Here is a 20,612-nt window from a genome sequence, read left to right as displayed (position 1 = left end):
CGCCGGATGCCAGGACAGGGAGACGCACAGCATGAGCGGGACCGGAGCGGCCATGGAAACGGCGGCGGAGCTGATCATCGTCGGGGGTGGTCTGGCCGGTATGACCCTGGGTGTGGCCGCGTCGGCGGCCGGGCTGGAGGTCTGCGTGATCGACCGCGACGACCCGGTGGCGCAGCGCGACGCCGGCTTCGACGGCCGGTCGAGCGCCATCGCCCATGGATCGATGCAGGTTCTGGCGGCGATCGGTGTCTGGTCCCATTGCCCTGAGGCCGGCGCCATTGAGCAGATCCGGGTGACCGACGGTCCCAGCCTGCTGCACCTGCATTTCGACCATCGCCAGGTCGGCACCGACCCGCTGGGCTGGATGGTCGAGAACCGGCATATGCGTCAGGCGCTGGCGGCACGGGCGGTGGAACTGGGATCGCGGTTGACGGTGATCGCGCCGGCGCGGGTGGTCACCGTCGACCGCCAGGGCGCGCGGGCGACGGTGACGCTGGCGGACGGACGCCGCCTGCGCGCGCCGCTGGTGATCGCGGCCGATGGGCGCCGGTCGCGGCTGCGCGACGATGCCGGCATTCCAGTCACCGAATGGGGCTATGATCAGGCGGGGCTGGTGTGCACCGTGGCGCATGAGCTGCCCCATCAGGGCATCGCCCATGAACGCTTCCTCACCCCTGGGCCGTTCGCCATCCTGCCACTGACGGGTGACCGGTCGTCGATCGTGTGGACGGAACGCACGGCCGACGCCGAACAGATCATGGCGCTGGACGATGACCGGTTCGTCGAGGAACTGGCCGCCCGCTTCGGCGGCTTTCTGGGCGGTTTGCGGCTGGTGGGGCCCCGGTTTTCCTATCCTCTGGCGTTGACGCTGGCACGACGGTTCATCGATCGCCGGCTGGCGCTGATCGGCGATGCCGCCCATGCCATTCATCCGATCGCCGGCCAGGGCTTCAATCTGGGCATCCGCGACGTGGCGGCCCTGGTCGAGGTTCTGGCCGATGCCCGACGCCTGGGCGGCGATATCGGCAGCCCCGAGGTTCTGGCACGCTATGAACGCTGGCGGCGCACCGACACCATGGCGCTGGTGGCGGCGACGGACGGTCTGAACCGGCTGTTTTCCAACGATCTGCCGCCGGTGCGGCTGGCGCGCGATCTGGGGCTGGCGGCGGTGAACCGGCTGGGGCCGGTGAAGCGGCTGGCGATGCGCCACGCGATGGGCGAGTTGGGCCGCCTGCCGGCGCTGGTGCAGGGGCGGATGCCCTGAGCGGCGCGATTCCTGTGGTTCGAGGGGGAGGACGGTGCGCCCGGCCGGGCGAAGATAGACCCTTGACCTCAAGTTGACTTGAAGTTGCAGACTGGCTGGCATCGATGTCCCGATCAGGAGATGCCCATGACAGCCAACCCCGACCAACCGGCGCGCGGACCGGTGATCATCGCGCTCGCCGGCGCCATGTTGCTGGCCGCCCTTGGCAGCAGTATCGCGACGGTGGCATTGCCGACCCTGGTGCGGGCATTCGAAACGTCGGCCGCCGCCGTGCAATGGGTGGTGCTCGCCTATCTTCTGTCCATCACGACAACCATCGTGCTGGCGGGAAAGCTCGGCGACATGATCGGCCACCGCCGCAGTCTGGTGATCGGCCTCGTCGTGTTCTCCGGCGCCTCGATCCTGTGTGCGGTGGCGCCTACCCTGGGCGTGCTGATTGCCGGTCGCGGGCTTCAGGGCATCGGCGGTGCCATCCTCATGGCCATGCCGCTGTCGATCGCGCGCGAGGTGGTTGCGAAGGATCGGATCGGATCGGCGATGGGCCTGTTCGGAACGATGTCGGCGATCGGCACCGCGCTGGGGCCATCGCTGGGGGGCATGCTCATCGCCGGCTCCGGCTGGCGGATGGCCTTTGTGATGCTGGCGATATCGGGGGCCTGTGTGCTGGCGCTTACCCTTCGGGCGATCCCGGCGGCCGCCACCCGCAGCGCGCCACCATCCCGGCGGCTGGACTGGCCCGGCGCGGCGGTGCTGGCCATCACGCTGATGCTGTATGCGCTGGCGACCATGGGGGGCACGACCGGCCTTGCCCTGCCGCGGGGATCGCTGCTGGTGCTGGCCTGTGTGGCGCTGGCGGTTTTCATGCGCATCGAGGCGCGCGCCGCATCGCCCCTGGTGCCCCTGGCTCAACTGCGCGACCGCAGAACCGCCATATCGCTGACGATGAACCTGCTGATCGCCACGGTCATGATGGCGACACTGGTGGTCGGGCCGTTCTATCTGTCGTTCGGCCTGGGAATGGGCGAGGTCGCCACCGGCCTCGTCATGGCGATCGGCCCCATGACCGCCGCCGTCTCAGGGGTGCCGGCGGGGCGCATGACCGACCGCATCGGCGTGCCCGCGACATTGATGCTGGGCCTGATCCAGACCACCATCGGCCTGATCTGCCTGGCCTGGCTTCCCCGGCTGCTGGGGGTTGTGGGATACGGTCTGGCCCTGATGCTGTTGACGCCCGGCTTCCAGCTATTTCTGGCAGCCAACAACACCGCCGTCATGCTGGGTGCCGTGGACGCGCGGCGCGGCATGCTGTCGGGGTTGCTGGGGTTGTCGCGCAATCTGGGCTTCATGACCGGAGCATCCGTCATGTCCGGCCTGTTCATCGCCCTCCTGGGTCCGCAAGGGATCTCCGGCAGCACGCCGGCCGGGATTGCCGATGCCTTCACCACCACGTTTCTGGCGGCGGCGGGCTTGAGCGGGGGCGCGCTCCTGCTTGCGATCTCAGGCAGCCATGGCCGTCCCCGGTATCCGGGATGGCGGCGGCCGGTGGTTCCTGTTAGTGATGAAGCGCCGTCGACTGGAACGGCTCACCCGGCGGCCGCCGGCCAGCGGTCGCCGCACGAAGGACGCCCCCGCAATGACCCCATACGCCACGACCCGGGCGCTGCCGCAGCGGAGCCCTTCGCAGTCGGCGCCGGCAGCACGCCCGGTGACAACATCAGGTCCGGTGACGACGGCGCGCCCCGCGACGACGGCACGCCCCGCGACGACGGCACGACCGGCGCCGTCGCGACCGGCGGTCCCCGCCGATATCGCGGTGCCCGTCCGGCGCGGCCGCACCTTCCGCGGCCCGGGCACCGGCACCGGCACCGGCACCCGCATTCCCCGGCGCCGCAACCGCGCGCGCTGAACCGCCGCGGCCGGGCGGCGGTGCCGCGGTTCAGTCGCGGCTGAGCCCGGCGGCGGCGAGGCCGTCCAGATAGGCCTGCCAGCGCTGGTCATGCTCGCGCGCGAGCTGGGCCAGAAAGCCCCAGCCATAGATGCCGGTGGAATGGCCGTCATCGAACACCAGCCGCACCGCGTAATTGCCCACCGGCTGAACGTCGGTGATGCCGACCCGGCGCTTGCCGCCGGGAATGCGCTTCTGGCCCGGCCCATGGCCCTGAACCTCGGCGGACGGGCTTTCCACCCGCAGATATTCGGCGTTCAGGCGGATGGTGTCGCCGCCCTCATAGGTTACCTCCAGCACCCGTTCCGACCGCTTCAGCCGGATCTCGACCGGCCAGGGCGTGGCCCCCGGCCCTGCGGACGTTGCCGGTCCTGCGGACGTTGCCGGATGCGGGTGGTGATGGTGGCCGTGGTCGTGGGTGTGGGACCCGGTCATGGCATCAGGCTCCGGGGGCGTCGTCGAGGGTGCGGGCTTCGTCGATCAGCATGATCGGAATGCCGTCGCGGATCGGATAGGCGAGCCTGGCGGCATCGCTGATCAGTTCCTGATGCACGGCATCATAGCGCAGCGGCTCCCGCGTCATCGGGCAGACCAGAATTTCCAGCAGGCGCGGGTCGATCGCGGCCGGCTGCGGCGTGGTGTTCTCGCTCATGGAAAGACTCCTCGATACGGGGGGATCTCAATGCCGGGGCGCGTCGTCGTCCTCATCGCCGGTATGCAACGCCATCTCGATCATGTCGAGGATCAAGTCGGCGCGCTCGGTCAGGCCGGCGGCCTCAAGAAGCGCCTGCTTCTCGGCTTCCGAGAACGGGCAGATCATCGCCAGCGAGGTGATCAGCGCCTGATCGGAGGCGGCTTCGATCGCATCCCAGTCGGCCGACAATCCCTGCTGATCGAAATAGAGCTTCAGGCGCTCGGTCAGGCGTCGACGGTCGATGCTGGCCGCCGGCTGCTCGCGGCGATCGGCGTCGAAGCTCTGGAAATCGGTCCGGACCTGACGATAGGGGGTGGTGGCCGACAATTCCTCGACCACCCGGAAACGGGCGACGCCGGTCAGGGTGATCAGATAGCGGCCATCGCCGCTTTCCTGGAAGCTGCTGATCCGCCCGGCGCAACCGACGCCATAGATGTCGGGCGCGCCCTGGGTGGCGGCAGCGCTGCCCAGATTGGTGCCGATGCCGGCGCGCTGCGGCTGCACCATGCCGATCAGCCGGTGACCGCCCAGCGCGTCATCGATCATCGCCAGATAGCGCGGCTCGAAGATGTTGAGCGGCAGCCGGCCGCCCGGCAGCAGGATCACCCCGCCCAGCGGGAAGATCGGCAGCACCGGCGGCAGGGTATCGGCATGGGCGCGGGTCATGGGAGGCACGTCACTCTGTCCCGGCTCGGCGTGGGCGGGTGATGCAGGCGGCCGGCCCCTTCGGGGACCGGACCGGGACGGGTCCGCGGCGCGCCGAACGCCACGCGGACCGCGCCGCCGGAGCCTGCGGGTGGGTGGGGCGGATCAGGCGAACAGGATCGAGGTCAGCTTGCGCCGGCCGCTCTGGGCGACAGGATCCTTGGGGCCCAGGGCCTCGAAGATCTCGAACAACTGGGTGCGGGCGGCACCCTCGTTCCAGTCGCGGTCGCGGCGCACGATGGTCAGCAACTGATCGATCGCCGCCTTCGCGTCGCCATCGGCATAAAGCGCCATGGCCAGTTCCATGCGGGTGGCATGGTCGTCGGGATCGGCGTCGAGCTTCGCCTCAAGCTCGGCGGTCTCGCCGGCGCCGGCGGCCTTCTCGGCCAGATCGATGGCGGTGCGGGCCTGAACCAGATGCGGGTCGTTCTGCATCTCGTCGGGCGCATGGGCCAGAACCTCGCGGGCTTTCTCAAGATCGCCCATGCGGACATAGACCTGGGCGAGCCCGCCCAGCGCCTCGGTGCGGCTGGGATCGGCCTGCAGCACCTGAGTGTAAAGCCCGCCGGCCATGCGCACATCGCCGGTCTTCAACTGCTCGGCGGCCTGGACCAGCGCCTCGTCGATCATCCGGGTTTCGTCGTCACCGCCGGCGCGCAGCAGGTTGTCGACGAACTGGCGGATCTGGCTTTCGGGCAGTGCGCCCATGAAGCCGTCGACCGGCCGGCCGCCGACGAAGGCATAGACTGCCGGAATCGACTGGATGCGCATCTGCTGGGCCAGTTCCGGGTTCTCGTCGATGTTCATCTTGACGAGCCGGACCTTGCCCTTGGCGGCAAGCACGACCTTTTCGATGATCGGGGTCAGTTGCTTGCACGGGCCGCACCAGGGGGCCCAGAAATCCACGATGACCGGCTGGTCACGCGAGGCTTCGATGACGTCGGCCATGAAGTGCGCGGTGTCGGTATCCTTGATCACGTCCGCCGGAGCGCCGGCGCTGGCGCCGCCGATGATCGTCTGCATGGCTGAGGTTCCGTTCTTTTGCAATACGGGGCCGGTGACCGATGTCGAGGGCGGATCGCGGCCCGTGGCTGGCGTGGCGAAACTTTGCCCGTGACCGGGTCGGCGCCGGTCACGACCTGCCGGTTGTAGCATGAAAGATGGCACGACGCGCGGCCCGAGCAAGCCCCCTGAGGCGACATCGCCGACATGTCGTGGCGAAAGATGGCCCTATGCCGCCGGCGCATCGTCCAGCTCGACGATCGCCACCGCATGGCCGGTGCTTTCGGCAAAACGCAGCAGATCGGCACTGGCGATGACGGTGGAGGCGTCGTTGAACAGCGGATGGGCGTTCATGGTCGGGCTGGCCAGAACGGCGCGGTCGAGCGCGAAACGCACCCGGCCCTCGGTGTCGTTGATCAGCGCGAAGGGTGTGACCGACCCCGGCGTCACGCCCAGAACCGCCATCAGCAGGTCGGGCTTGCCGAAAGACAGCCGGCCGGCGCCCAGCAGCACCTGCAACCGCTTCAGATCCACCCGCCGGTCGGCGGCGACGGTGGCGAGATACAGATTGCCGCGCTTGTCCTTCAGGAACAGGTTCTTGACGTGCAGGCCGGGCACATGGCCGGTCGCGGCATCGGCTTCCTCGACCGTGAACACCGGCGGATGGTCGAAGGTCTGATGGGCGATCGACAGGTGGTCGAGACGGGCGATGAGGTCGGCGCGGCTGGCGGGCATGGCTTGGGTGCGGTCCGGGCAGTTGGCAGGGGCGACGGCAGATGATGCCGGTTGCAGCCGTGGCGGGCAAGGTTGCCGGCCGCAAAGCGAAGCCGGCCGGCGCGGAGATGCGCCGGCCGGCGGGGCGGTGACGGTGTGACGGAGAGCCTCAGGGCTGTGCCGCGTATTTGGTCACCAGCGCGCGGGCCTCGGCAAGCAGCGCCTCGCCATCGATGCCGCGTTCGGCCATGCGCGCGACCCAGGCCTTGGCGACCTCGTCGCCGACCGCTCTGAAGCGGGCGGTTTCCTCAGGCGTCAGGCGGATGACCTCGTTGCTGGCAGAGGCGCTGACCGCCTCCAGAACCGGCGCGTCGGCCTGATCCATCACCCGGCCGATAGCGCGGGCTTCCTTGATGCCGGAATTGGCGTCGATCACCGCTCTCAGGTCGTCGGGCAGGGATGTGTAGCGGGCCTCGTTCATCGCCACCAGCATCATGGTGGTGTAGAGCGCGTTGTCGCCGGCGAAGAAGGAATGCTTGTGAAGCAGTTCCTGAAGCCGCAGGGCGCCGATGGCTTCCAGCGGCAGCACGGTGCCGTCGATCACGCCGCGTGACAGCGCCTCAGGGGTCTGCGGCACCGGCATGCCCACAGGTTCGGCACCCAGCGCCTGAATGAAGCTGTTGATCAGGCGCGAGGGCCCGCGCAGTTTCAGGCCCTGCATGTCCTCAGGGGTGCGCACCGCCCGGTCGCGGGTGTGGATCAGGCCCGGGCTGTGAACATGGGCCGCGATCACCTTCACGCCGGCGAAACGCTCGGTCAGATGGCGCATCGCGAAGTCATGCGCGGCCTGGCTGGTGATCTCGGCCGAGCGGGGCAGGAAGGGCAGGTCGAAGACCTCGGCCTCAGGGAAGCGGTCGGGGGTATAGCCCATCACCGTCCAGATGATGTCGGCCTGACCCGAGCGCGCCTGATCGAACAGGGCCGGTGGTGTGCCACCCAACTGCATCGCCGGATAGATCTTCACCTCGATCCGGCCCTGCGACTGTTCCTCGACCCGCTTCTTCCAGTCGCTGAAATAATGGACATGGACCGGTGATGTCGGCGGAAAGAAGTGATGCAGGCGCAGCGTCACATCGGCCGCGGCGGCGGAGCCCGCCGCGATGGCGGCAAGGCCGATACCGGCGATGGCGGCTTTCAGCGTCCGGGCGCCGCGGCGCCAGGCGGTGATCGTGCTGGTCATGGGTGGAACCCTCCCTCTTGTGCATGTCGGGCGCGGCCTCGTTCATTGGAACGCGCTCCGGCGGTGATGGCGCGGTCAGCCGACCGCGAAGACCTCGATCTCGACCCTGGATGCCAGACGGCGGCCACGGGCGATGAACAGGGTGCGATTGACCCAGGCGAGCTGTTCGGCACCGCTGCGCATCTGCGGCGTGGTGCGGAAGTAATAGAGCGCCGGGTCGACATCCTCGCCGGCGGCAACCCGGGCCAGCACCTCAGGGGGCCCATGGCGCATGCCGGGGTTGCGGATATCGACCAGGGCCTCGATATCGAGCGCCACGCCGTCGACATGAGTGATCGCCAGGGTATAGCGGGCCTCGATCTCGGCCAGGCCGTCGGGGCGCACGCACTGCCAGTCGGCGCCACCCGGCAGCACCCGGCCGCGCAGCCGGGCGCCGGTGACTGTGCCGCCGGTGATCGGGATCACCCGGCGCAGGCCATCGGAAAAATGGCCCAGTTCGTGCGGCCGGTCGATCACGGCCTCGATCAGGGCCACGGGCGTCAGCGGCGGCGGTGTGGGCGGAAAGCGGGTTTCGGTCATGGGGTGCCAGTCAGTACAGGGCCCGCATCAGCCCCAGCGTGATCGCGGGGAAGGCGACCAGCAGGATGATGCGCAGGATGTCGGAGACCAGGAATGGGATGACGCCGGCGAAGGTGTCACGCATCGGCGTGCCGCCCGACATGGCGTTGATGACGAACACGTTCAGCCCCACCGGCGGGGTGATCATCCCCACCTCCACCACCACCAGGGCCAGGATGCCGAACCAGATCGCGGTATCGGCGGGGCTCATGCCGAAATCCAGCGTCATGATCAGCGGGTAGAAGATCGGCACGGTCAGCAGGATCATCGACAGGCTGTCCATGATGCAGCCCAGCACCAGATAGAGCAGCAGGATAGCGGCCAGGATCATCACCGGCGGCAGGTCCAGGCCGCCGATGGCGTCGGCCGCCTGCATCGGCAGGCCGGTCAGGGCCAGGAAGCCGTTGAAGGCGGCGGCGCCCAGCACGATCATGAAGATCATCGCCGTGCCCGATGCGGTCTCGAAGATCGCCTCGCGCAGCGCGCCGCCCGTCAGCCCGCCGCGTATCCAGGCGAGCAGGCCGGTTGCGGCGGCGCCGACCGCCGCTCCTTCGGTCGGCGTGAACACGCCGGCATAGATGCCGCCGATCACGGTGGTGAAGATCAGCACCACCGGCCAGATCCGGATCAGCCCGGTGATCCGCTGCCGCCAGGGCACCCGCGCGGCCGGCGGCGCGCTCGCGGGGTTGAGCGCCACATGCGCCCGGATCGCCAGCATATAGCCCAGCGCCGCCAGCACGCCCGGCACCAGCGCCGCGATGAACATCCGGTCGATGTTCTGGCCGGTCAGCACGGCATAGATCACCAGCACCACCGAGGGCGGGATCAGAATGCCCAGCGTGCCGCCGGCGGCGAGCGCACCGGTCGCCAGACTGTCGTGATAACCATGGCGGCGCATTTCCGGCAGGGCCACCCGGGTCATGGTGGCGGCGGTCGCGAGCGACGAGCCGCAGATCGAGCCGAAGGCCGCGCAGGCACCGATGGTGGCCATGGCCAGCCCGCCGCGACGATGGCCCAACCAGTCGCGGGCGGCGCCGAACAATAGCCGCGACAAACCGGCCCGGCCGGCGAAGGCGCCCATCAGCAGGAACAGCGGCACGATCGACAAGGCATGATTGGAAAACTGCTCGACCGGCAGGGTCGACAGCCCGGCCATGATCCCGATCGGCCCGGCGATGGCGATGCTGCCCAGGATGCCGGCGACCAGCATGGCCAGCCCCACCGGCACCCTCAGCGCCATGGCGACGAGCAGGCCGGCGATGCCGACCAGGCCGATGGCCAGATCGCTCATCGCCCGGCCTCCGGCTGCGTTGCATGCCCGGCCGCGGCCATCTCGGCTTCGGTCTGCGGCACGGCGCCCAGCATGGTATGGGCCAGGGTCGAGAGGCAGGCGAGGGTGGTGAGCGCCATGAACGCCACACCCGGCACATAGACCCACCATTGCGGCAGGGCCAGGATCATCGTGGTCTCGCCATAGGTGAGGCGTTCGCCCAGCCCGACGCTCAGCCGCCAGCACAACAGCGCGGCGGTGGCGGCGAAGATCAGATCGGCAGCCGCACCCAGCATCCGCCGCGCGACCGGGCCTGCGCGCATGGTGAACAGATCGACCGTGACATGGGCGCGGGCAAGCTGCGCCTGGGGCAGAAAGCAGAACACGGCCATGGCCGTGCCCATCTCGACCAGCTCGAAATCGCCCGGCACCGGCCCCAGCGTGATGCCGGCGATGGTGGTGTTCAGAAACCAGCGGCCGATGATGCTGATCACCGACATGGTGGCGATGGCGATCAGCACGGCGCCGCCGAACAGTGCCACGCCACGGCATGTCGCCTGCAACAGCCGGTCTGCCTGGTGCAGCCGGTTGGGGCGCGGGCTGCCCCCGTGGCGGATAGTGGACGGCGTGCCGGACCGCACGGCCGCCCTGTCGCCGCGCGCGGCGCGCACCGGCGGCGTTGCCCTGGACATGGGGCGGATCTCCTCCCTGGACATGCGGGATGTGCCTCCCGCTTGGGTCCGTGATCGCTGGTGGCTGGCGTCAGACCAGAGTCTGGCATCAAACCAGAGTCTGGCGTCAAACCAGAGTCTGGCGTCAAAATCTGGCGAGCAACGCCCGCAGCGTGACCTTCTCGTCGTCGGTCAGACCGGCCGACACCCGGTCGTCATGGGCGCGGATGCGGCGGATCAACTCGTCGAGCACGGTGTTGCCATGATCGGTCAGCGCCAGTTCATTGACCCGCCGGTCGCCCGGCACGCTCAACCGCTGGACCAGCCCGGCACGTTCCAGCCGGTCGACCAGGGTCATGGTCCCCGACCGGGCAATGCCGACGATGCGCCCCAGGCTGCTCTGGCGCAGCCCGGGATTGTTCCGGATCAGCACCATCGACGAAAACATCGGCGGTGTGATGTCCAGATCCTCGACCGTGGCGAAGAAGTCTTCATAGATGGCGATCTGCGCCCGCCTGAGCGCATAGCCCATCAACTCACGCAGGACGCCGAACTCGACATCCGCCGGCCATTGCTCGAAGGCATCGCCGCGCCCCGCCGGACGTGGCAGAACCCGTGACGCGGTCTGGCGCCTGCCGGCCATGTCTGCTCCCGTTCCCGTATTCCCCGGTGGTCAGATTAGTGCGTGGTGGCAATTGTCGTCAATGCAGATTGTAATAGTATCGGACAATCTTTGGATATACCGTTCCCGAAAGCCAGAGAGAGCGCTGCGACGGCACGGCCCGATCGCAGCCGGGGGAGGAAGGAGCGAAGACCGCCATGAAGGTGATCATCATCGGCGCCGGGATCGGCGGCCTGACCGCGGCACTCAGCCTGCACGCGGCCGGTATCGAGACCATGGTGTACGAGGCCGTGCCCGATATGCGGCCGCTGGGGGTTGGCATCAACCTGCTGCCGCATGCGGTGCGCGAGTTGACCGAGCTGGGGTTGGCCGATGATCTGGCCCGGATCGGGGTCGCCACCTCGGCGCTGATCTATACCAACAAGCTGGGCCAGGAGATCTGGCGCGAGGCGCGGGGCCTGGATGCCGGCTATCACTGGCCGCAATATTCCATCCATCGCGGCCATCTGCAGATGCTGCTGTTCGAGGTGGCCCGCACGAGGCTGGGGGCCGACCGGGTGCTGTGCGATCATGCGGCGGCCAAGGTGTCGACCGACGCGCAGGGCATGGCGCGGGTCGATCTGGTGTCGCGTGCCACGGGTGCCGCGCGTGGCCACGACACCGCCGATCTGATCATCGGCGCCGATGGCATCCACTCGGCGGTGCGCGCCCAGTTCAACCCCGATGAAGGGCTGCCGAAATGGAACGGCCGCATTCTGTGGCGGGGGGTGAGCGAGGCGGCACCTTATCTGGATGGCCGCACCATGGTGATGGCCGGCCATCAGGATCAGAAATTCGTCTGCTATCCGATCGATCCGGCGCTGGCGGCGGAAGGGCGGTCGCTGATCAACTGGATCGCCGAGTTGAACCTGCCCGACCGCGAGCTTGAGCGCGAGGACTGGAACCGCCCCGGCATGCTGGACGATTTTCTGCCGGCGTTCGCGGGCTGGGATTTCGGCTGGCTGGACGTGCCGTCGATCATCCGTCAGGCGGTGCGGGTGTTCGAATTCCCGATGGTCGACCGCGACCCGCTGGATGGCTGGACCCATGGCCGGGTGACGCTGATGGGCGATGCCGCCCATCCGATGTACCCGATCGGGTCGAACGGCGCCTCGCAGGCGATCCTGGACGCCCGCATGCTGGTCTGGCGGCTGGCGGGGGCTGTTGCCGGCGGTGGCGATATCGATGCCGTGCTGGCGGCCTATGAGGCGGAACGGCGGCCGGCGACCGCGCGCATCGTGCTGGCCAACCGCGCCAACGGCCCTGAGAAGGTGATGCAACTGGTGGAAGAGCGGGCGCCCGAGGGGTTCGCAGCGATCGATGCGGTGCTGCCGGCGGCGGAGCTGACCGGGATCATCGGTGATTACAAGCACATCGCGGGCTTCGACAAGGACGCCCTGAACGCGCGCCCGTCGCTGCATCCGGTGGCCGTGCGCGGGGCTGACACGGTGTTGTCGCATTCATGAAAAAAACCGCTTGCGCTCGGCGTCGCGATGAATATTATCCCGCCCACAGACGGCGGCGGTGCTGCCGGATGGAGCGGGCGGGAGTAGCTCAGGGGTAGAGCACAACCTTGCCAAGGTTGGGGTCGAGGGTTCGAATCCCTTCTCCCGCTCCAGACATTGCGGTAACGCAGATGCGAACGGGCTGATCGGTGACGATCAGCCCGTTTTGCGTTTGGCTGGTGTTGACGTGGGGCTGTCTATTGTGTTTGGCCGCAATGACCCCGTCCATGAGGCCGATCCGCGAGTGCACGTTGGGAGAGACGGAGACGTTCGTCGACCTCAAACCGTGTTGGTCAACTATGCGGACTTTGCCACCGTTCACGTTCGGTGACGGGCCGCCTCAGTCGCGGCGAACTCTCAGCCATGGGTAACGCTGTAGATGGGCGTTGGCCTTGACACGAGGGAAACGCACCGCCATTTATTATACGATGTATAATTAAAAGGTGCGAAATGATCTCGGGACATGTCTTCATCGCGACCAGTCTGGACGGCTTCATCGCCCGAAGCGACGGCGATATCGACTGGCTTCTGGAGCGCGATAATCCCGCCGAAGACCATGGCTACGACGCCTTTATTGCGGCCATCGACATCATTCTGATGGGCCGTGGAACATTCCAGAAAATGCATACCGTAAGGCCCTGGCCCTACAATCGTCCAATCGTCGTCCTGTCTTCGACCATGACGCAGGCCGATCTGCCGGACGACCTGGTCGACAAGGTCCGGGTCGCGAACAAGACGCCCGAAGAGGCGATGCGTATGCTGGAGATCGAGGGGCATCGGAAGGTCTATGTCGATGGTGGCCTTCTCATTCAGTCCTTCCTACGGGCCGGTTTGATCGCTGACATCGTGATCACGAGCGTGCCGGTGCTCCTTGGTGAAGGACGCCGATTGTTCGGCAGCGTCGCCGCAGACATTTCCCTGCGCCACGAGGGGACGACGAGCTTTCCCTCCGGACTTGTCCAGTCCCGCTACCGGGTGGACGCATGAAGCGGCCCCGGGGGCGACCGCCCCGGGCAGAAGCGCCTGTCTCGCGCGAGGAGATGCTCGGTGCCGGCCTTGACCTTCTGGATCGCGAGGGCGCCGACGCCTTCACCATGAGGGCGCTGGCGGAGCGCCTCGGTATCAACCCGATGACGATCCATCATCACTTCGGGGGGCGCGATGGCCTGATCGGCGCGATGGCGGAAGCGGCCTATGCGCAGGTAGCGGCGCCGGAGGACGGCACGCCGATCGATCGGATAGGCGGCCTCCTGAAGGCCTACCATGCGCAGGTGCTCCGCCACCCGGGGCTGACCATGTTGATCTTCAGCCGGCCGAGCGTTTTTCCACAGCAGGCAGAACGGATCACCAACGAGATCTCTGCCCTTCTGGCCGAAGCCGGTCTGCCAGATCACAGGACGCGGCTGTGGCGCGACATACTCGTGGACTTCACCCATGGCGCTGCCTTGGCGACTGCGATGAATGGTCGACGTGGCGGCAGTGAACCTCTCGACGATCAGGAGTTCACCATGGCCCTGAAGGAACTGTCGACGTGCCTGACCCGATAGCGGGCAAACAGGCGGCAAGAGCTCGAAGCGGACCTTTGCCACGCCACCAGATTTGCGATGCGCGGACAAGCTCCACGGGTCGTATCTCCGCCAGTCGCATCGCGAGCCAACGGATGTAGCCGTTGAGGTTCTTGCTGCCGACCACGAAGCGCTCCAGTTGGCGTGCCGCCGCGAGGTTCCTGTAGCCATTCCCCCCGTTCGGGCAAAGCACGGCACCATCCGGCACCAGAGGCCTCATGGCGCGCTTCACGGTGGCATTCTTGCGGTTCGGTCGCCGCCGGGAAAGGCGAGAACCGCCACGGTCGGCGACGGTGAGGATGGGGAGTCGCCAGTTCGAGAGACCGCGCATCATCTTCAGCCCTTGCGTCGTGAAGTCCTCCCAACGGGGGCGCGGCGGCCGCGGGACGTTCTGCGGATCGGCGAAGTGGCGAACCCATTCTCGGGCACCCTTTCGACTTGGGCCCCCTTTCGACTCGGACCCCCTTTAGAGATTCTCGCTGGCAGGTCTCATCCGCCTCGATGATCCCGGAGAAGCCCGCCGATGAGCTGCTGCGGGCGATGATCGAAAACACCAGCATCCCCCAGCGCCAGACCGTGTATTTGTTGAGCCCGAGCCGTCCCGCGAGCTTGCGCACCGACTGTGGTGCAGAGGTGCCCGGCATATCCCGCAGCGCCACCATGAACAGGTCTGGGCGATGGATGCGGCCGATGGCACCGCCGGTTCGGCCCGAACAGGTCTTCCGGCAGCCGGTGCAGCGGTAGCGCGTGTGCAAAATTAGGTAACAAAAATGCGGGGCATGGCACCACATTTCGGTGGTGCCATGCCCCGCGAGCTGCCTTGCGGGAGGATCTGATCTCGTTTGTCGTGCGCCGACAGCATCGTGGTTCAGTTGTAGGTGCGGGCGTCCTCGATGACCTTGCCGTCGCCGGGCAGCGAGCCCGGGGCGACCAGTTCGATGTCGGCGCGCAGATTGGCGGCGGTGCGGAAGGCGTCGGCCAGGCGGCCGCTCAGCCCCTGTTGGTCGGTCGGGGTCTGGGCGGCGCCATTGCCACGGTCGGCGCCCGCCTCGCAGCGCAGCACCGCCAGATCGCGGCCATCGGGGTTGGTGACCACCAGCCGGGCGCGGGCGATGCCGCCCACAGTCTTGATCGCCTGGGCCACCTGACCCGGATGAACGAACATGCCACGGATCTTGGTGGTCTGGTCGGCACGGCCCAGCCAGCCGCGCAGGCGCTGGCCGGTGCGCCCGCAAGGGCTGGTGCCGGGCATCAGCGCCGACAGATCGCCGGTGGCAAAGCGCACCAGCGGATAGGCGCCGTTGAAGCTGGTGACGATCACCTCGCCGATCTCACCCTCGGGCACCGGGTCGCCGGTGCCGGGGCGGACGATCTCGACGATCAGATCCTCGTCGATCACCATCCCGTCGGAGGTGGGGCCCTGATAGGCGATCTGGCCCAGATCGGCGGTGGCATAGACCTGGGCGACGCTGATGCCGCGCTGGCCCAGTTCGGCGCGCAGGGTCTGGGTCAGCGCCTCGCCGGTGACCAGTGCCTTGGTGATGCTGTGCGCGGTCTGGCCAGCCTCTTCCAGCCGTTCCAGCAGCAGCTTCAGGAAGGACGGCATGCCGGTGAAGGCGGTCGGGCGCAGATGGGCGATGGCCTGTATCTGCTGTTCGGTATTGCCGCCGCCAGCCGGGATGACGGCGCAGCCCAGCGCCCGTGCGCCGCTGTCGAACATCCAGCCGCCGGGCGTGAAGTGATAGGCCAGCGTGTTGTGGACGATGTCGCCGCCGCGGAATCCGGCCGCCCAGCAGGCGCGGGCGAAGCGGTGCGGGTCGGCGGTGGCGCTCTGCGGGTCATAGATCGGCCCGGGCGACATGAACAGATGCGCCATGTCGCCAGGGGCCTCGGCCGCGAGGCCGCCAAAGGGCGGCTCGTCCGCCTGGCGGCGGGTGAGGTCGGATTTACGCAGCACCGGCAGGTCCGCCAGGGCCGCGCGGCTGGTCACCGCCAGCGGGTTCACATCGGCCAGCAGCCGTGCCAGCGCCGGCGCCTTGGCCTTGGCCAGAGCGATCTGCGCCGGCAGCCTCTCGAACAGACCCGTCTCCCGAAGCTCGGGATCCATGGTCTCGCGGTCGTCATAATGGATGCTGTCGATCATCGTCCTGTACCGGATGCGGGCGTCGAGGGCGGGTCTCGATGGCAGGTGCCGAAGGCGGGCGTCGACGGGCCGAAGGTGCCGGATCGACCGGTCGGCCAGTGATCACAGCCAGCGCTTGCGGCGCTTGAACGACTTGATCGACTTGAACGACTTGCGCTCTCCGCCCCCGCTGCCGAGATAGAATTCCTTGACGTCCTCGTTATCCATCAACTCGTCGCGGCGGCCATCCAGAACGATCTTGCCGTTCTCCATGATGTAACCATAGGACGCGTGCTTCAGAGCCTGACGGGCGTTCTGTTCCACCAGCAGGATCGTGATCCCCTGGTCTTCATTGATCTTCTTGATGATCGAGAAGACTTCCTTCACCAGCAGCGGCGACAGGCCCATCGACGGCTCGTCCATCAGGATCAGCTTCGGGCGTGCCATCATCGCGCGACCGATCGCCAGCATCTGCTGTTCGCCGCCCGACAGATAGCCGGCCAGGCCGGTGCGTTCCTTCAGGCGCGGGAAGTAGTGATAGACCATCTCGATATCGGCCTTCACCCCGCTGTCGCGCCGGGTATAGGCGCCGAGGCGCAGGTTCTCGCCGACCGTCATGTCCTCGACCACGCGCCGGCCCTCCATCACCTGGAACAGCCCGCGCTTGACGATCTCGTGCGGCTCAAGCCCGTTGATCCGCTCGCCCATGAAGGTCACGTCGCCGCGGGTGATCTCGCCATCCTCGCTTTTCAGCAGACCGGAGATGGCCTTCAGCGTGGTGGATTTTCCGGCACCGTTGGCGCCCAGCAGGGTGACGATCTGCCCTTGCGGCACGGTCAGGCTGACACCGTGCAGCACCAGGATCACGTCGTTGTAGACGACCTCGATGTTGTTGACGGTCAGGATCGGCTCATCCGTGGCGGCGGGCCGGGGGCCGGCGGCCGCGGTGGCGGCGGGTGCTGTCTGGGTCATCGACATCGTTGCGGGTCTCGTGCGGACGGAGGGCGAAGGGCAGGCGGAGGGCGAAGGGCAGGCGGGGCGGAGGGCGAAGGGCAGGCGGGGCGAAGGGCGGGCGGGAGACGCGTGGCTCAACGGTGGCCGACGGGGCCTGTGACGGGTGCCGGCCGCCCGGTCCAGGGGCGGCCGGCACACCTGCCGGGTGTTACCAGCCCAGCCATTCAGGCCGGCGGTCGATGCGGGTCTCGGTCAGCCGGTTCATGGCGAACTTGCCGTCCTTCACCTCGCCCTGATAGACGTACATGTCGATGGTGCCGCGATGGTCTTCCGGGGTCCAGGTCGACGGGAAGCACACGCCTTCAAGGCCCGCGGGCACCCAGTCGGTCTTCTGGTACATGCCCTGCTTGATGTTCGGCCCGGTGACGCCGCCATTCTTGTCGGCCCACTCCATGGCTTCCTTCATGTAGAAGGCGGTGCAGACACCACGGACGTAGTGAATCGACTGATAGTCGTCACCACCCGAGATTTCGTGCACCAGCTTCATGCCGGGCGCGTCATCGCTCCAGGTCGCCGAGCCGACCACCCAGACCACGCCGTCGGCGGCGCTGCCGGCGGCTTCCGCGGCGCTTTCGTCGAAGCCCCAGATATTGGCCATGAACTGCACGTCGACACCCACGGTCTCGCAGCTCTTCAGCAGCGAGATGTTCGAACCCGAGGTGTTGCCGAGATAGGCGTAATTGGCGCCGGTCTCCTTCAGCGTCAGGCACTGTGCCTTGAAGTCGGCGGGCGCCAGGGTGTACTGAATCGCCGGCTTCACCTCGAAGCCCAGTTCCTTGGCATATTCCTCACCCGCCTTGCGGGCGGCGTTCGGATAGGGATGGTTGTCGCCCATATGGACGTAGATGGGCTTGCCGTCCTTGCCCTGCTTCTTCCAGTCCTCGGCCGCCCACTGCAGCATGCCGCGCAGCGCGTCGGAATAGGACACGTTGTAGAAGAAGTTGTAAGGGGCCGGGGTCTTGGTGGTCGCGACCTTGCCGGTGGCATCGGTCAGATGCGCGGAATAGGAGCCCGAGTAATAGGGCATCTCGTCCTTGGCCAGGAAGCCGACCAGAGCCTCGGTATCGGCCGTGCCCCAGCCTGCGATCGCCACCGCGCCGAATTCCGACACCCAGCGCTTGTAGGCGGCGATGGCGCGCGGCGCCTGATAGGAATAGTCGACGGTGTCGATGACGATCTTCTTGCCGTTGATCCCGCCCTGGGCGTTGATCCACTCGAAGGCATCGGCCTTGCCTTCCGAGAACGGCTTGCTGACGGTGGAGGTGGCGCCGGTGAAATCGACCAGATTGCCGATCTTGATCTCGTCGGCGGCAAGGGCCGCCGTGGCGGTCCCGGCGACGAGGGCGGCGGTGAGCAGGCCGGTAAGGGACTTCCTGTGCATTCTTCTCTCCCTGATGACGCGGCGCGTCATTTCGTTGTCGTTGTCTCCGGGGCCCATCGGACGCTGGACCTTGATGGTCCGTTGTCGCCCGCATGGTGCGGGGCCGGATGACGGCTCCGCGGCTGGTGCGGCGATTGATTTGCGCGGATCACGCGAATGATAGCGCCGCTGACTGCCGGTGTGCGGGGAATTCGGCGGGGCCACGGGATTTGACCCGCGAGCCCGGCCGGCCTCTCACACCTCAATACGAGAACGGATAGAGCTTCCAGTAGGCCTTGATCTGCCGCCAGCGATGGGCCAGCCCGTCGGGTTCGAAGATCAGGAACAGCACGATCACCAGACCGATCGATGCCTCTTTCAGGAACACGACATTGGTCATGAACGACTGGCCGACGATGCCGGCCGAGCCCAGCCAGGCGACCACGCCTTCCAGCACCTCGGGCAGCAGCACCATGAAGGCGGTGCCCATCAGCGTGCCCATCACCGATCCCAGGCCACCGATGATGATCATGCCCAGGAACTGGATCGACAGCAGGATGGTGAAGCTTTCGACCGAGACGAAGCCCAGGTAATGCCCGTACAGCGCGCCGGCGATGCCGGCATAGAACGAACTGATACCGAACGACATCAGCCGGTACTTGGTGAGGTTGACGCCCATCACCTCGGCCGAGAGGTAATGATCGCGCACCGCCACGAAGGCGCGGCCATCGCGGGTGCGGAGCATGTTGGTGGCCAGCAGATAGCTGAGCACCATGAAGGTCAGTGCCACGTAATAGAAGTTGTGCTCGCCATAGGCCTCCCAGCCGAACAGCGAGAACGACTGGGCGAGGGCGCCGGCCGAGCCGCCGGTGAAGAAATCGGCCCGGGCGAAGAAGTCCTGCAGGATGAACTGCGAGGCCAGCGTCGCGATGGCGAGGTACAACCCCTTGATGCGGGCCGCCGGGATGCCGACGATCATGCCGACCGCGGTGGTCATCAACCCGGCAAGCGGGATGGCCAGAACCACCGGCACGCCATAGGTGTTGTTCAGGAAGGCCGACGAGAAGGCGCCGAAGCCGAAGAAGGCGGCATGACCCAGCGAGATCTGGCCGGTGAAGCCGACCAGGATGTTAAGCCCGAGGGCGGCGATGCCATAGATCGCGATCGTGATCGCGAGGTTCATGTGGTAGATGCTGGCGACCAGCGGAAACAGCGCCGCCAGCACGATGCCGAGGATGGCGAAGTTCCGCGACCACCTGGTCGGAAAGATCGTGGTGTCTTTCTTGTAGGTGGTCCGATAGTCGCCGCAGGGACGAAGGGACATGCTGCTCATCGCTTCGTCCTCACACGCGCTCGATGTTCTTGGTGCCGAACAGGCCATAGGGCTTGATCATCAGGATGATGATCAGGACGTAGAACGGGGCGACCACATAGAGGTTGCCGAAGTGCAGGTACTGGCCGTCGACATATTCCGCCAGATTCTCCAGCACGCCGATGATCAGCCCGCCGACGACCGCGCCGATGACCGAGTCCAGCCCGCCCAGGATGACCGCCGGGAACACCTTGAAGCCGAACAGCGACAGGCCCGACGACACGCCGTTGACGATGCCCACCACCACGCCGGCCAGCGCCGAGACCATCGCCGAGATCGCCCATGAGATGGCGAACATCTGCTTGACCGACACGCCCAGCGACTGGGCGACCTGCTGATTGAAGGCGGTGGCCCGCATGGCGAGGCCGATCTTCGAGAACTTGAAAAAATAGGCGAACAGGCCCATCGCGATTACCGAGATGATCAGGCTCATCACATAGGCGGTCTGCACCTGCAGGCCGGCGATGTTGATGGATTCGGTTTCGAAGATCTTGGGGAAGGGCTGCACGAACACGCCGAACATCCACTTCATCATCGCCTGGAAGAAGATCGACAGGCCGATGGTCACCATGATCACCGAGATGATCGGCTCGCCGATCAGCGGTCGGAGCACGATGACCTGAAGCAGAATGCCGAACACCATCATGAAGGCGAGGGTGAAGATGAACGACCAGAAGAACGGCAGTTCCAGATCGGTCATGATCCACCAGCACACCCAGGCGCCGATCAGCAGGAATTCACCCTGCGCGAAGTTCACGATCTGCGAGGCTTTGTAGATCAGCACGAAACTCATCGCCACCACGCCATAGAGCGTGCCGACGATCAGCCCGTTGACCAGAAGCTGGACGAAGAGTGACGAGGTCATGAGGGATGGGTCTCCTCGCAAGGAC

20 protein-coding genes and 1 tRNA gene are annotated in these 20,612 nt (G+C 67.0%); 6 read left to right on the top strand and 15 right to left on the bottom strand.

Going from position 1 to position 20,612, the window contains the following annotated elements; genetic code table 11:
• Window positions 1-31 precede the first annotated feature (31 nt).
• Both WG924_RS07470 and WG924_RS07465 read left to right on the top strand, forming a co-directional pair.
• A complete protein-coding gene (locus tag WG924_RS07470; RefSeq protein ID WP_345932395.1) occupies window positions 32-1,264 on the top strand; it encodes a UbiH/UbiF/VisC/COQ6 family ubiquinone biosynthesis hydroxylase in 1,233 nt (410 codons plus the stop codon).
• 126 nt (window positions 1,265-1,390) lie between these two features.
• The gene (locus WG924_RS07465) at window positions 1,391-3,214 is read left to right on the top strand and encodes an MFS transporter (RefSeq protein WP_345932394.1); all 1,824 of its coding nucleotides are present in this window, start codon (window positions 1,391-1,393) and stop codon (window positions 3,212-3,214) included.
• Here WG924_RS07465 and WG924_RS07460 read toward each other — a convergent pair.
• From WG924_RS07460 to WG924_RS07415, 10 genes are all read right to left on the bottom strand, one after another.
• Entirely contained in the window at window positions 3,201-3,644 is a 444-nt protein-coding gene (locus WG924_RS07460) for a gamma-butyrobetaine hydroxylase family protein (protein WP_345932393.1), read from the bottom strand. The genes WG924_RS07465 and WG924_RS07460 overlap by 14 nt on opposite strands.
• Window positions 3,645-3,648: 4 nt before the next feature.
• Window positions 3,649-3,861, bottom strand: a complete 213-nt coding sequence (locus WG924_RS07455; RefSeq protein WP_345932392.1) for a Trm112 family protein — start codon at window positions 3,859-3,861, stop codon at window positions 3,649-3,651.
• Window positions 3,862-3,888: 27 nt separating this feature from the next.
• Window positions 3,889-4,569, bottom strand: a complete 681-nt coding sequence (locus WG924_RS07450; RefSeq protein WP_345932798.1) for an LON peptidase substrate-binding domain-containing protein — start codon at window positions 4,567-4,569, stop codon at window positions 3,889-3,891.
• Between the two features lie 144 nt (window positions 4,570-4,713).
• Window positions 4,714-5,631, bottom strand: a complete 918-nt coding sequence (gene trxA, locus WG924_RS07445; RefSeq protein ID WP_345932391.1) for a thioredoxin — start codon at window positions 5,629-5,631, stop codon at window positions 4,714-4,716.
• A gap of 207 nt (window positions 5,632-5,838) precedes the next feature.
• The gene (locus WG924_RS07440; RefSeq protein WP_345932390.1) at window positions 5,839-6,345 is read right to left on the bottom strand and encodes a prolyl-tRNA synthetase associated domain-containing protein; all 507 of its coding nucleotides are present in this window, start codon (window positions 6,343-6,345) and stop codon (window positions 5,839-5,841) included.
• 148 nt (window positions 6,346-6,493) lie between these two features.
• On the bottom strand, window positions 6,494-7,564 hold the full coding sequence (locus WG924_RS07435; RefSeq protein ID WP_345932389.1) for a TRAP transporter substrate-binding protein: 1,071 nt from the start codon (window positions 7,562-7,564) through the stop codon (window positions 6,494-6,496).
• A gap of 75 nt (window positions 7,565-7,639) precedes the next feature.
• Window positions 7,640-8,143: a DUF3237 domain-containing protein gene (locus WG924_RS07430; RefSeq protein WP_345932388.1), complete on the bottom strand. Its 504-nt coding sequence runs from the start codon at window positions 8,141-8,143 to the stop codon at window positions 7,640-7,642.
• A 10-nt stretch (window positions 8,144-8,153) separates the two neighbouring features.
• Window positions 8,154-9,473: a TRAP transporter large permease gene (locus tag WG924_RS07425; protein ID WP_345932387.1), complete on the bottom strand. Its 1,320-nt coding sequence runs from the start codon at window positions 9,471-9,473 to the stop codon at window positions 8,154-8,156.
• Entirely contained in the window at window positions 9,470-10,144 is a 675-nt protein-coding gene (locus tag WG924_RS07420; RefSeq protein ID WP_345932386.1) for a TRAP transporter small permease, read from the bottom strand. Before WG924_RS07420 ends, WG924_RS07425 begins: the two co-directional genes overlap by 4 nt.
• 124 nt (window positions 10,145-10,268) lie before the next feature.
• Entirely contained in the window at window positions 10,269-10,766 is a 498-nt protein-coding gene (locus WG924_RS07415; protein WP_345932385.1) for a MarR family winged helix-turn-helix transcriptional regulator, read from the bottom strand.
• A gap of 176 nt (window positions 10,767-10,942) precedes the next feature.
• Here WG924_RS07415 and WG924_RS07410 point away from each other — a divergent pair, with 176 nt between their 5' ends.
• From WG924_RS07410 to WG924_RS07395, 4 genes are all read left to right on the top strand, one after another.
• Window positions 10,943-12,250: a flavin-dependent oxidoreductase gene (locus WG924_RS07410; RefSeq protein ID WP_345932384.1), complete on the top strand. Its 1,308-nt coding sequence runs from the start codon at window positions 10,943-10,945 to the stop codon at window positions 12,248-12,250.
• A gap of 77 nt (window positions 12,251-12,327) precedes the next feature.
• Window positions 12,328-12,402: transfer RNA gene (locus WG924_RS07405), tRNA-Gly, on the top strand.
• A 337-nt stretch (window positions 12,403-12,739) separates the two neighbouring features.
• On the top strand, window positions 12,740-13,276 hold the full coding sequence (locus WG924_RS07400) for a dihydrofolate reductase family protein (protein ID WP_345932383.1): 537 nt from the start codon (window positions 12,740-12,742) through the stop codon (window positions 13,274-13,276).
• A 53-nt stretch (window positions 13,277-13,329) separates the two neighbouring features.
• Window positions 13,330-13,836 (top strand): TetR/AcrR family transcriptional regulator, encoded by a 507-nt coding sequence (locus WG924_RS07395; protein WP_345932382.1) that lies wholly within the window; start codon window positions 13,330-13,332, stop codon window positions 13,834-13,836.
• A gap of 886 nt (window positions 13,837-14,722) precedes the next feature.
• Here the strand turns inward: WG924_RS07395 and WG924_RS07390 are convergent.
• The 5 genes from WG924_RS07390 to WG924_RS07370 all read right to left on the bottom strand — a co-directional run bounded on the left by WG924_RS07390 (window position 14,723) and on the right by WG924_RS07370 (window position 20,587).
• Complete coding sequence (locus WG924_RS07390) at window positions 14,723-15,997, bottom strand: phenylacetate--CoA ligase family protein (RefSeq protein WP_345932381.1); 1,275 nt, start codon at window positions 15,995-15,997, stop codon at window positions 14,723-14,725.
• 102 nt (window positions 15,998-16,099) lie between these two features.
• Complete coding sequence (locus WG924_RS07385) at window positions 16,100-16,948, bottom strand: ABC transporter ATP-binding protein (RefSeq protein WP_372045177.1); 849 nt, start codon at window positions 16,946-16,948, stop codon at window positions 16,100-16,102.
• A gap of 190 nt (window positions 16,949-17,138) precedes the next feature.
• Complete coding sequence (locus WG924_RS07380) at window positions 17,139-18,371, bottom strand: ABC transporter substrate-binding protein (RefSeq protein ID WP_345932379.1); 1,233 nt, start codon at window positions 18,369-18,371, stop codon at window positions 17,139-17,141.
• A gap of 241 nt (window positions 18,372-18,612) precedes the next feature.
• A complete protein-coding gene (locus WG924_RS07375; protein ID WP_345932378.1) occupies window positions 18,613-19,683 on the bottom strand; it encodes a branched-chain amino acid ABC transporter permease in 1,071 nt (356 codons plus the stop codon).
• Between the two features lie 10 nt (window positions 19,684-19,693).
• Window positions 19,694-20,587 carry a branched-chain amino acid ABC transporter permease gene (locus tag WG924_RS07370; protein ID WP_345932377.1) on the bottom strand — a complete coding sequence of 298 codons (894 nt, stop codon included), beginning with the start codon at window positions 20,585-20,587 and terminating at the stop codon, window positions 19,694-19,696.
• Between the last annotated feature and the right edge of the window lie 25 nt (window positions 20,588-20,612).

It is taken from the genome of Tistrella arctica, assembly GCF_039630945.1.
GTDB classification, from domain to species: Bacteria; Pseudomonadota; Alphaproteobacteria; order Tistrellales; family Tistrellaceae; genus Tistrella; species Tistrella bauzanensis.
The sequence above is the reverse complement of the archived record's forward strand: the minus strand, read 5'-3'. Positions and strand labels throughout refer to the sequence as shown.

What these genes read in the sequence shown, in the direction of transcription:
- WG924_RS07470 (WP_345932395.1), top strand. Translation starts at nt 32, where the DNA reads ATGAGCGGGACCGGAGCGGCCATGGAAACGGCGGCGGAGCTGATCATC.
- WG924_RS07465 (WP_345932394.1), top strand. Translation starts at nt 1,391, where the DNA reads ATGACAGCCAACCCCGACCAACCGGCGCGCGGACCGGTGATCATCGCG.
- WG924_RS07460 (WP_345932393.1), bottom strand. Translation starts at nt 3,644, where the DNA reads ATGACCGGGTCCCACACCCACGACCACGGCCACCATCACCACCCGCAT.
- WG924_RS07455 (WP_345932392.1), bottom strand. Translation starts at nt 3,861, where the DNA reads ATGAGCGAGAACACCACGCCGCAGCCGGCCGCGATCGACCCGCGCCTG.
- WG924_RS07450 (WP_345932798.1), bottom strand. Translation starts at nt 4,569, where the DNA reads ATGACCCGCGCCCATGCCGATACCCTGCCGCCGGTGCTGCCGATCTTC.
- trxA (WP_345932391.1), bottom strand. Translation starts at nt 5,631, where the DNA reads ATGCAGACGATCATCGGCGGCGCCAGCGCCGGCGCTCCGGCGGACGTG.
- WG924_RS07440 (WP_345932390.1), bottom strand. Translation starts at nt 6,345, where the DNA reads ATGCCCGCCAGCCGCGCCGACCTCATCGCCCGTCTCGACCACCTGTCG.
- WG924_RS07435 (WP_345932389.1), bottom strand. Translation starts at nt 7,564, where the DNA reads ATGACCAGCACGATCACCGCCTGGCGCCGCGGCGCCCGGACGCTGAAA.
- WG924_RS07430 (WP_345932388.1), bottom strand. Translation starts at nt 8,143, where the DNA reads ATGACCGAAACCCGCTTTCCGCCCACACCGCCGCCGCTGACGCCCGTG.
- WG924_RS07425 (WP_345932387.1), bottom strand. Translation starts at nt 9,473, where the DNA reads ATGAGCGATCTGGCCATCGGCCTGGTCGGCATCGCCGGCCTGCTCGTC.
- WG924_RS07420 (WP_345932386.1), bottom strand. Translation starts at nt 10,144, where the DNA reads ATGTCCAGGGCAACGCCGCCGGTGCGCGCCGCGCGCGGCGACAGGGCG.
- WG924_RS07415 (WP_345932385.1), bottom strand. Translation starts at nt 10,766, where the DNA reads ATGGCCGGCAGGCGCCAGACCGCGTCACGGGTTCTGCCACGTCCGGCG.
- WG924_RS07410 (WP_345932384.1), top strand. Translation starts at nt 10,943, where the DNA reads ATGAAGGTGATCATCATCGGCGCCGGGATCGGCGGCCTGACCGCGGCA.
- WG924_RS07400 (WP_345932383.1), top strand. Translation starts at nt 12,740, where the DNA reads ATGATCTCGGGACATGTCTTCATCGCGACCAGTCTGGACGGCTTCATC.
- WG924_RS07395 (WP_345932382.1), top strand. Translation starts at nt 13,330, where the DNA reads ATGCTCGGTGCCGGCCTTGACCTTCTGGATCGCGAGGGCGCCGACGCC.
- WG924_RS07390 (WP_345932381.1), bottom strand. Translation starts at nt 15,997, where the DNA reads ATGATCGACAGCATCCATTATGACGACCGCGAGACCATGGATCCCGAG.
- WG924_RS07385 (WP_372045177.1), bottom strand. Translation starts at nt 16,948, where the DNA reads ATGACCCAGACAGCACCCGCCGCCACCGCGGCCGCCGGCCCCCGGCCC.
- WG924_RS07380 (WP_345932379.1), bottom strand. Translation starts at nt 18,371, where the DNA reads ATGCACAGGAAGTCCCTTACCGGCCTGCTCACCGCCGCCCTCGTCGCC.
- WG924_RS07375 (WP_345932378.1), bottom strand. Translation starts at nt 19,683, where the DNA reads ATGAGCAGCATGTCCCTTCGTCCCTGCGGCGACTATCGGACCACCTAC.
- WG924_RS07370 (WP_345932377.1), bottom strand. Translation starts at nt 20,587, where the DNA reads ATGACCTCGTCACTCTTCGTCCAGCTTCTGGTCAACGGGCTGATCGTC.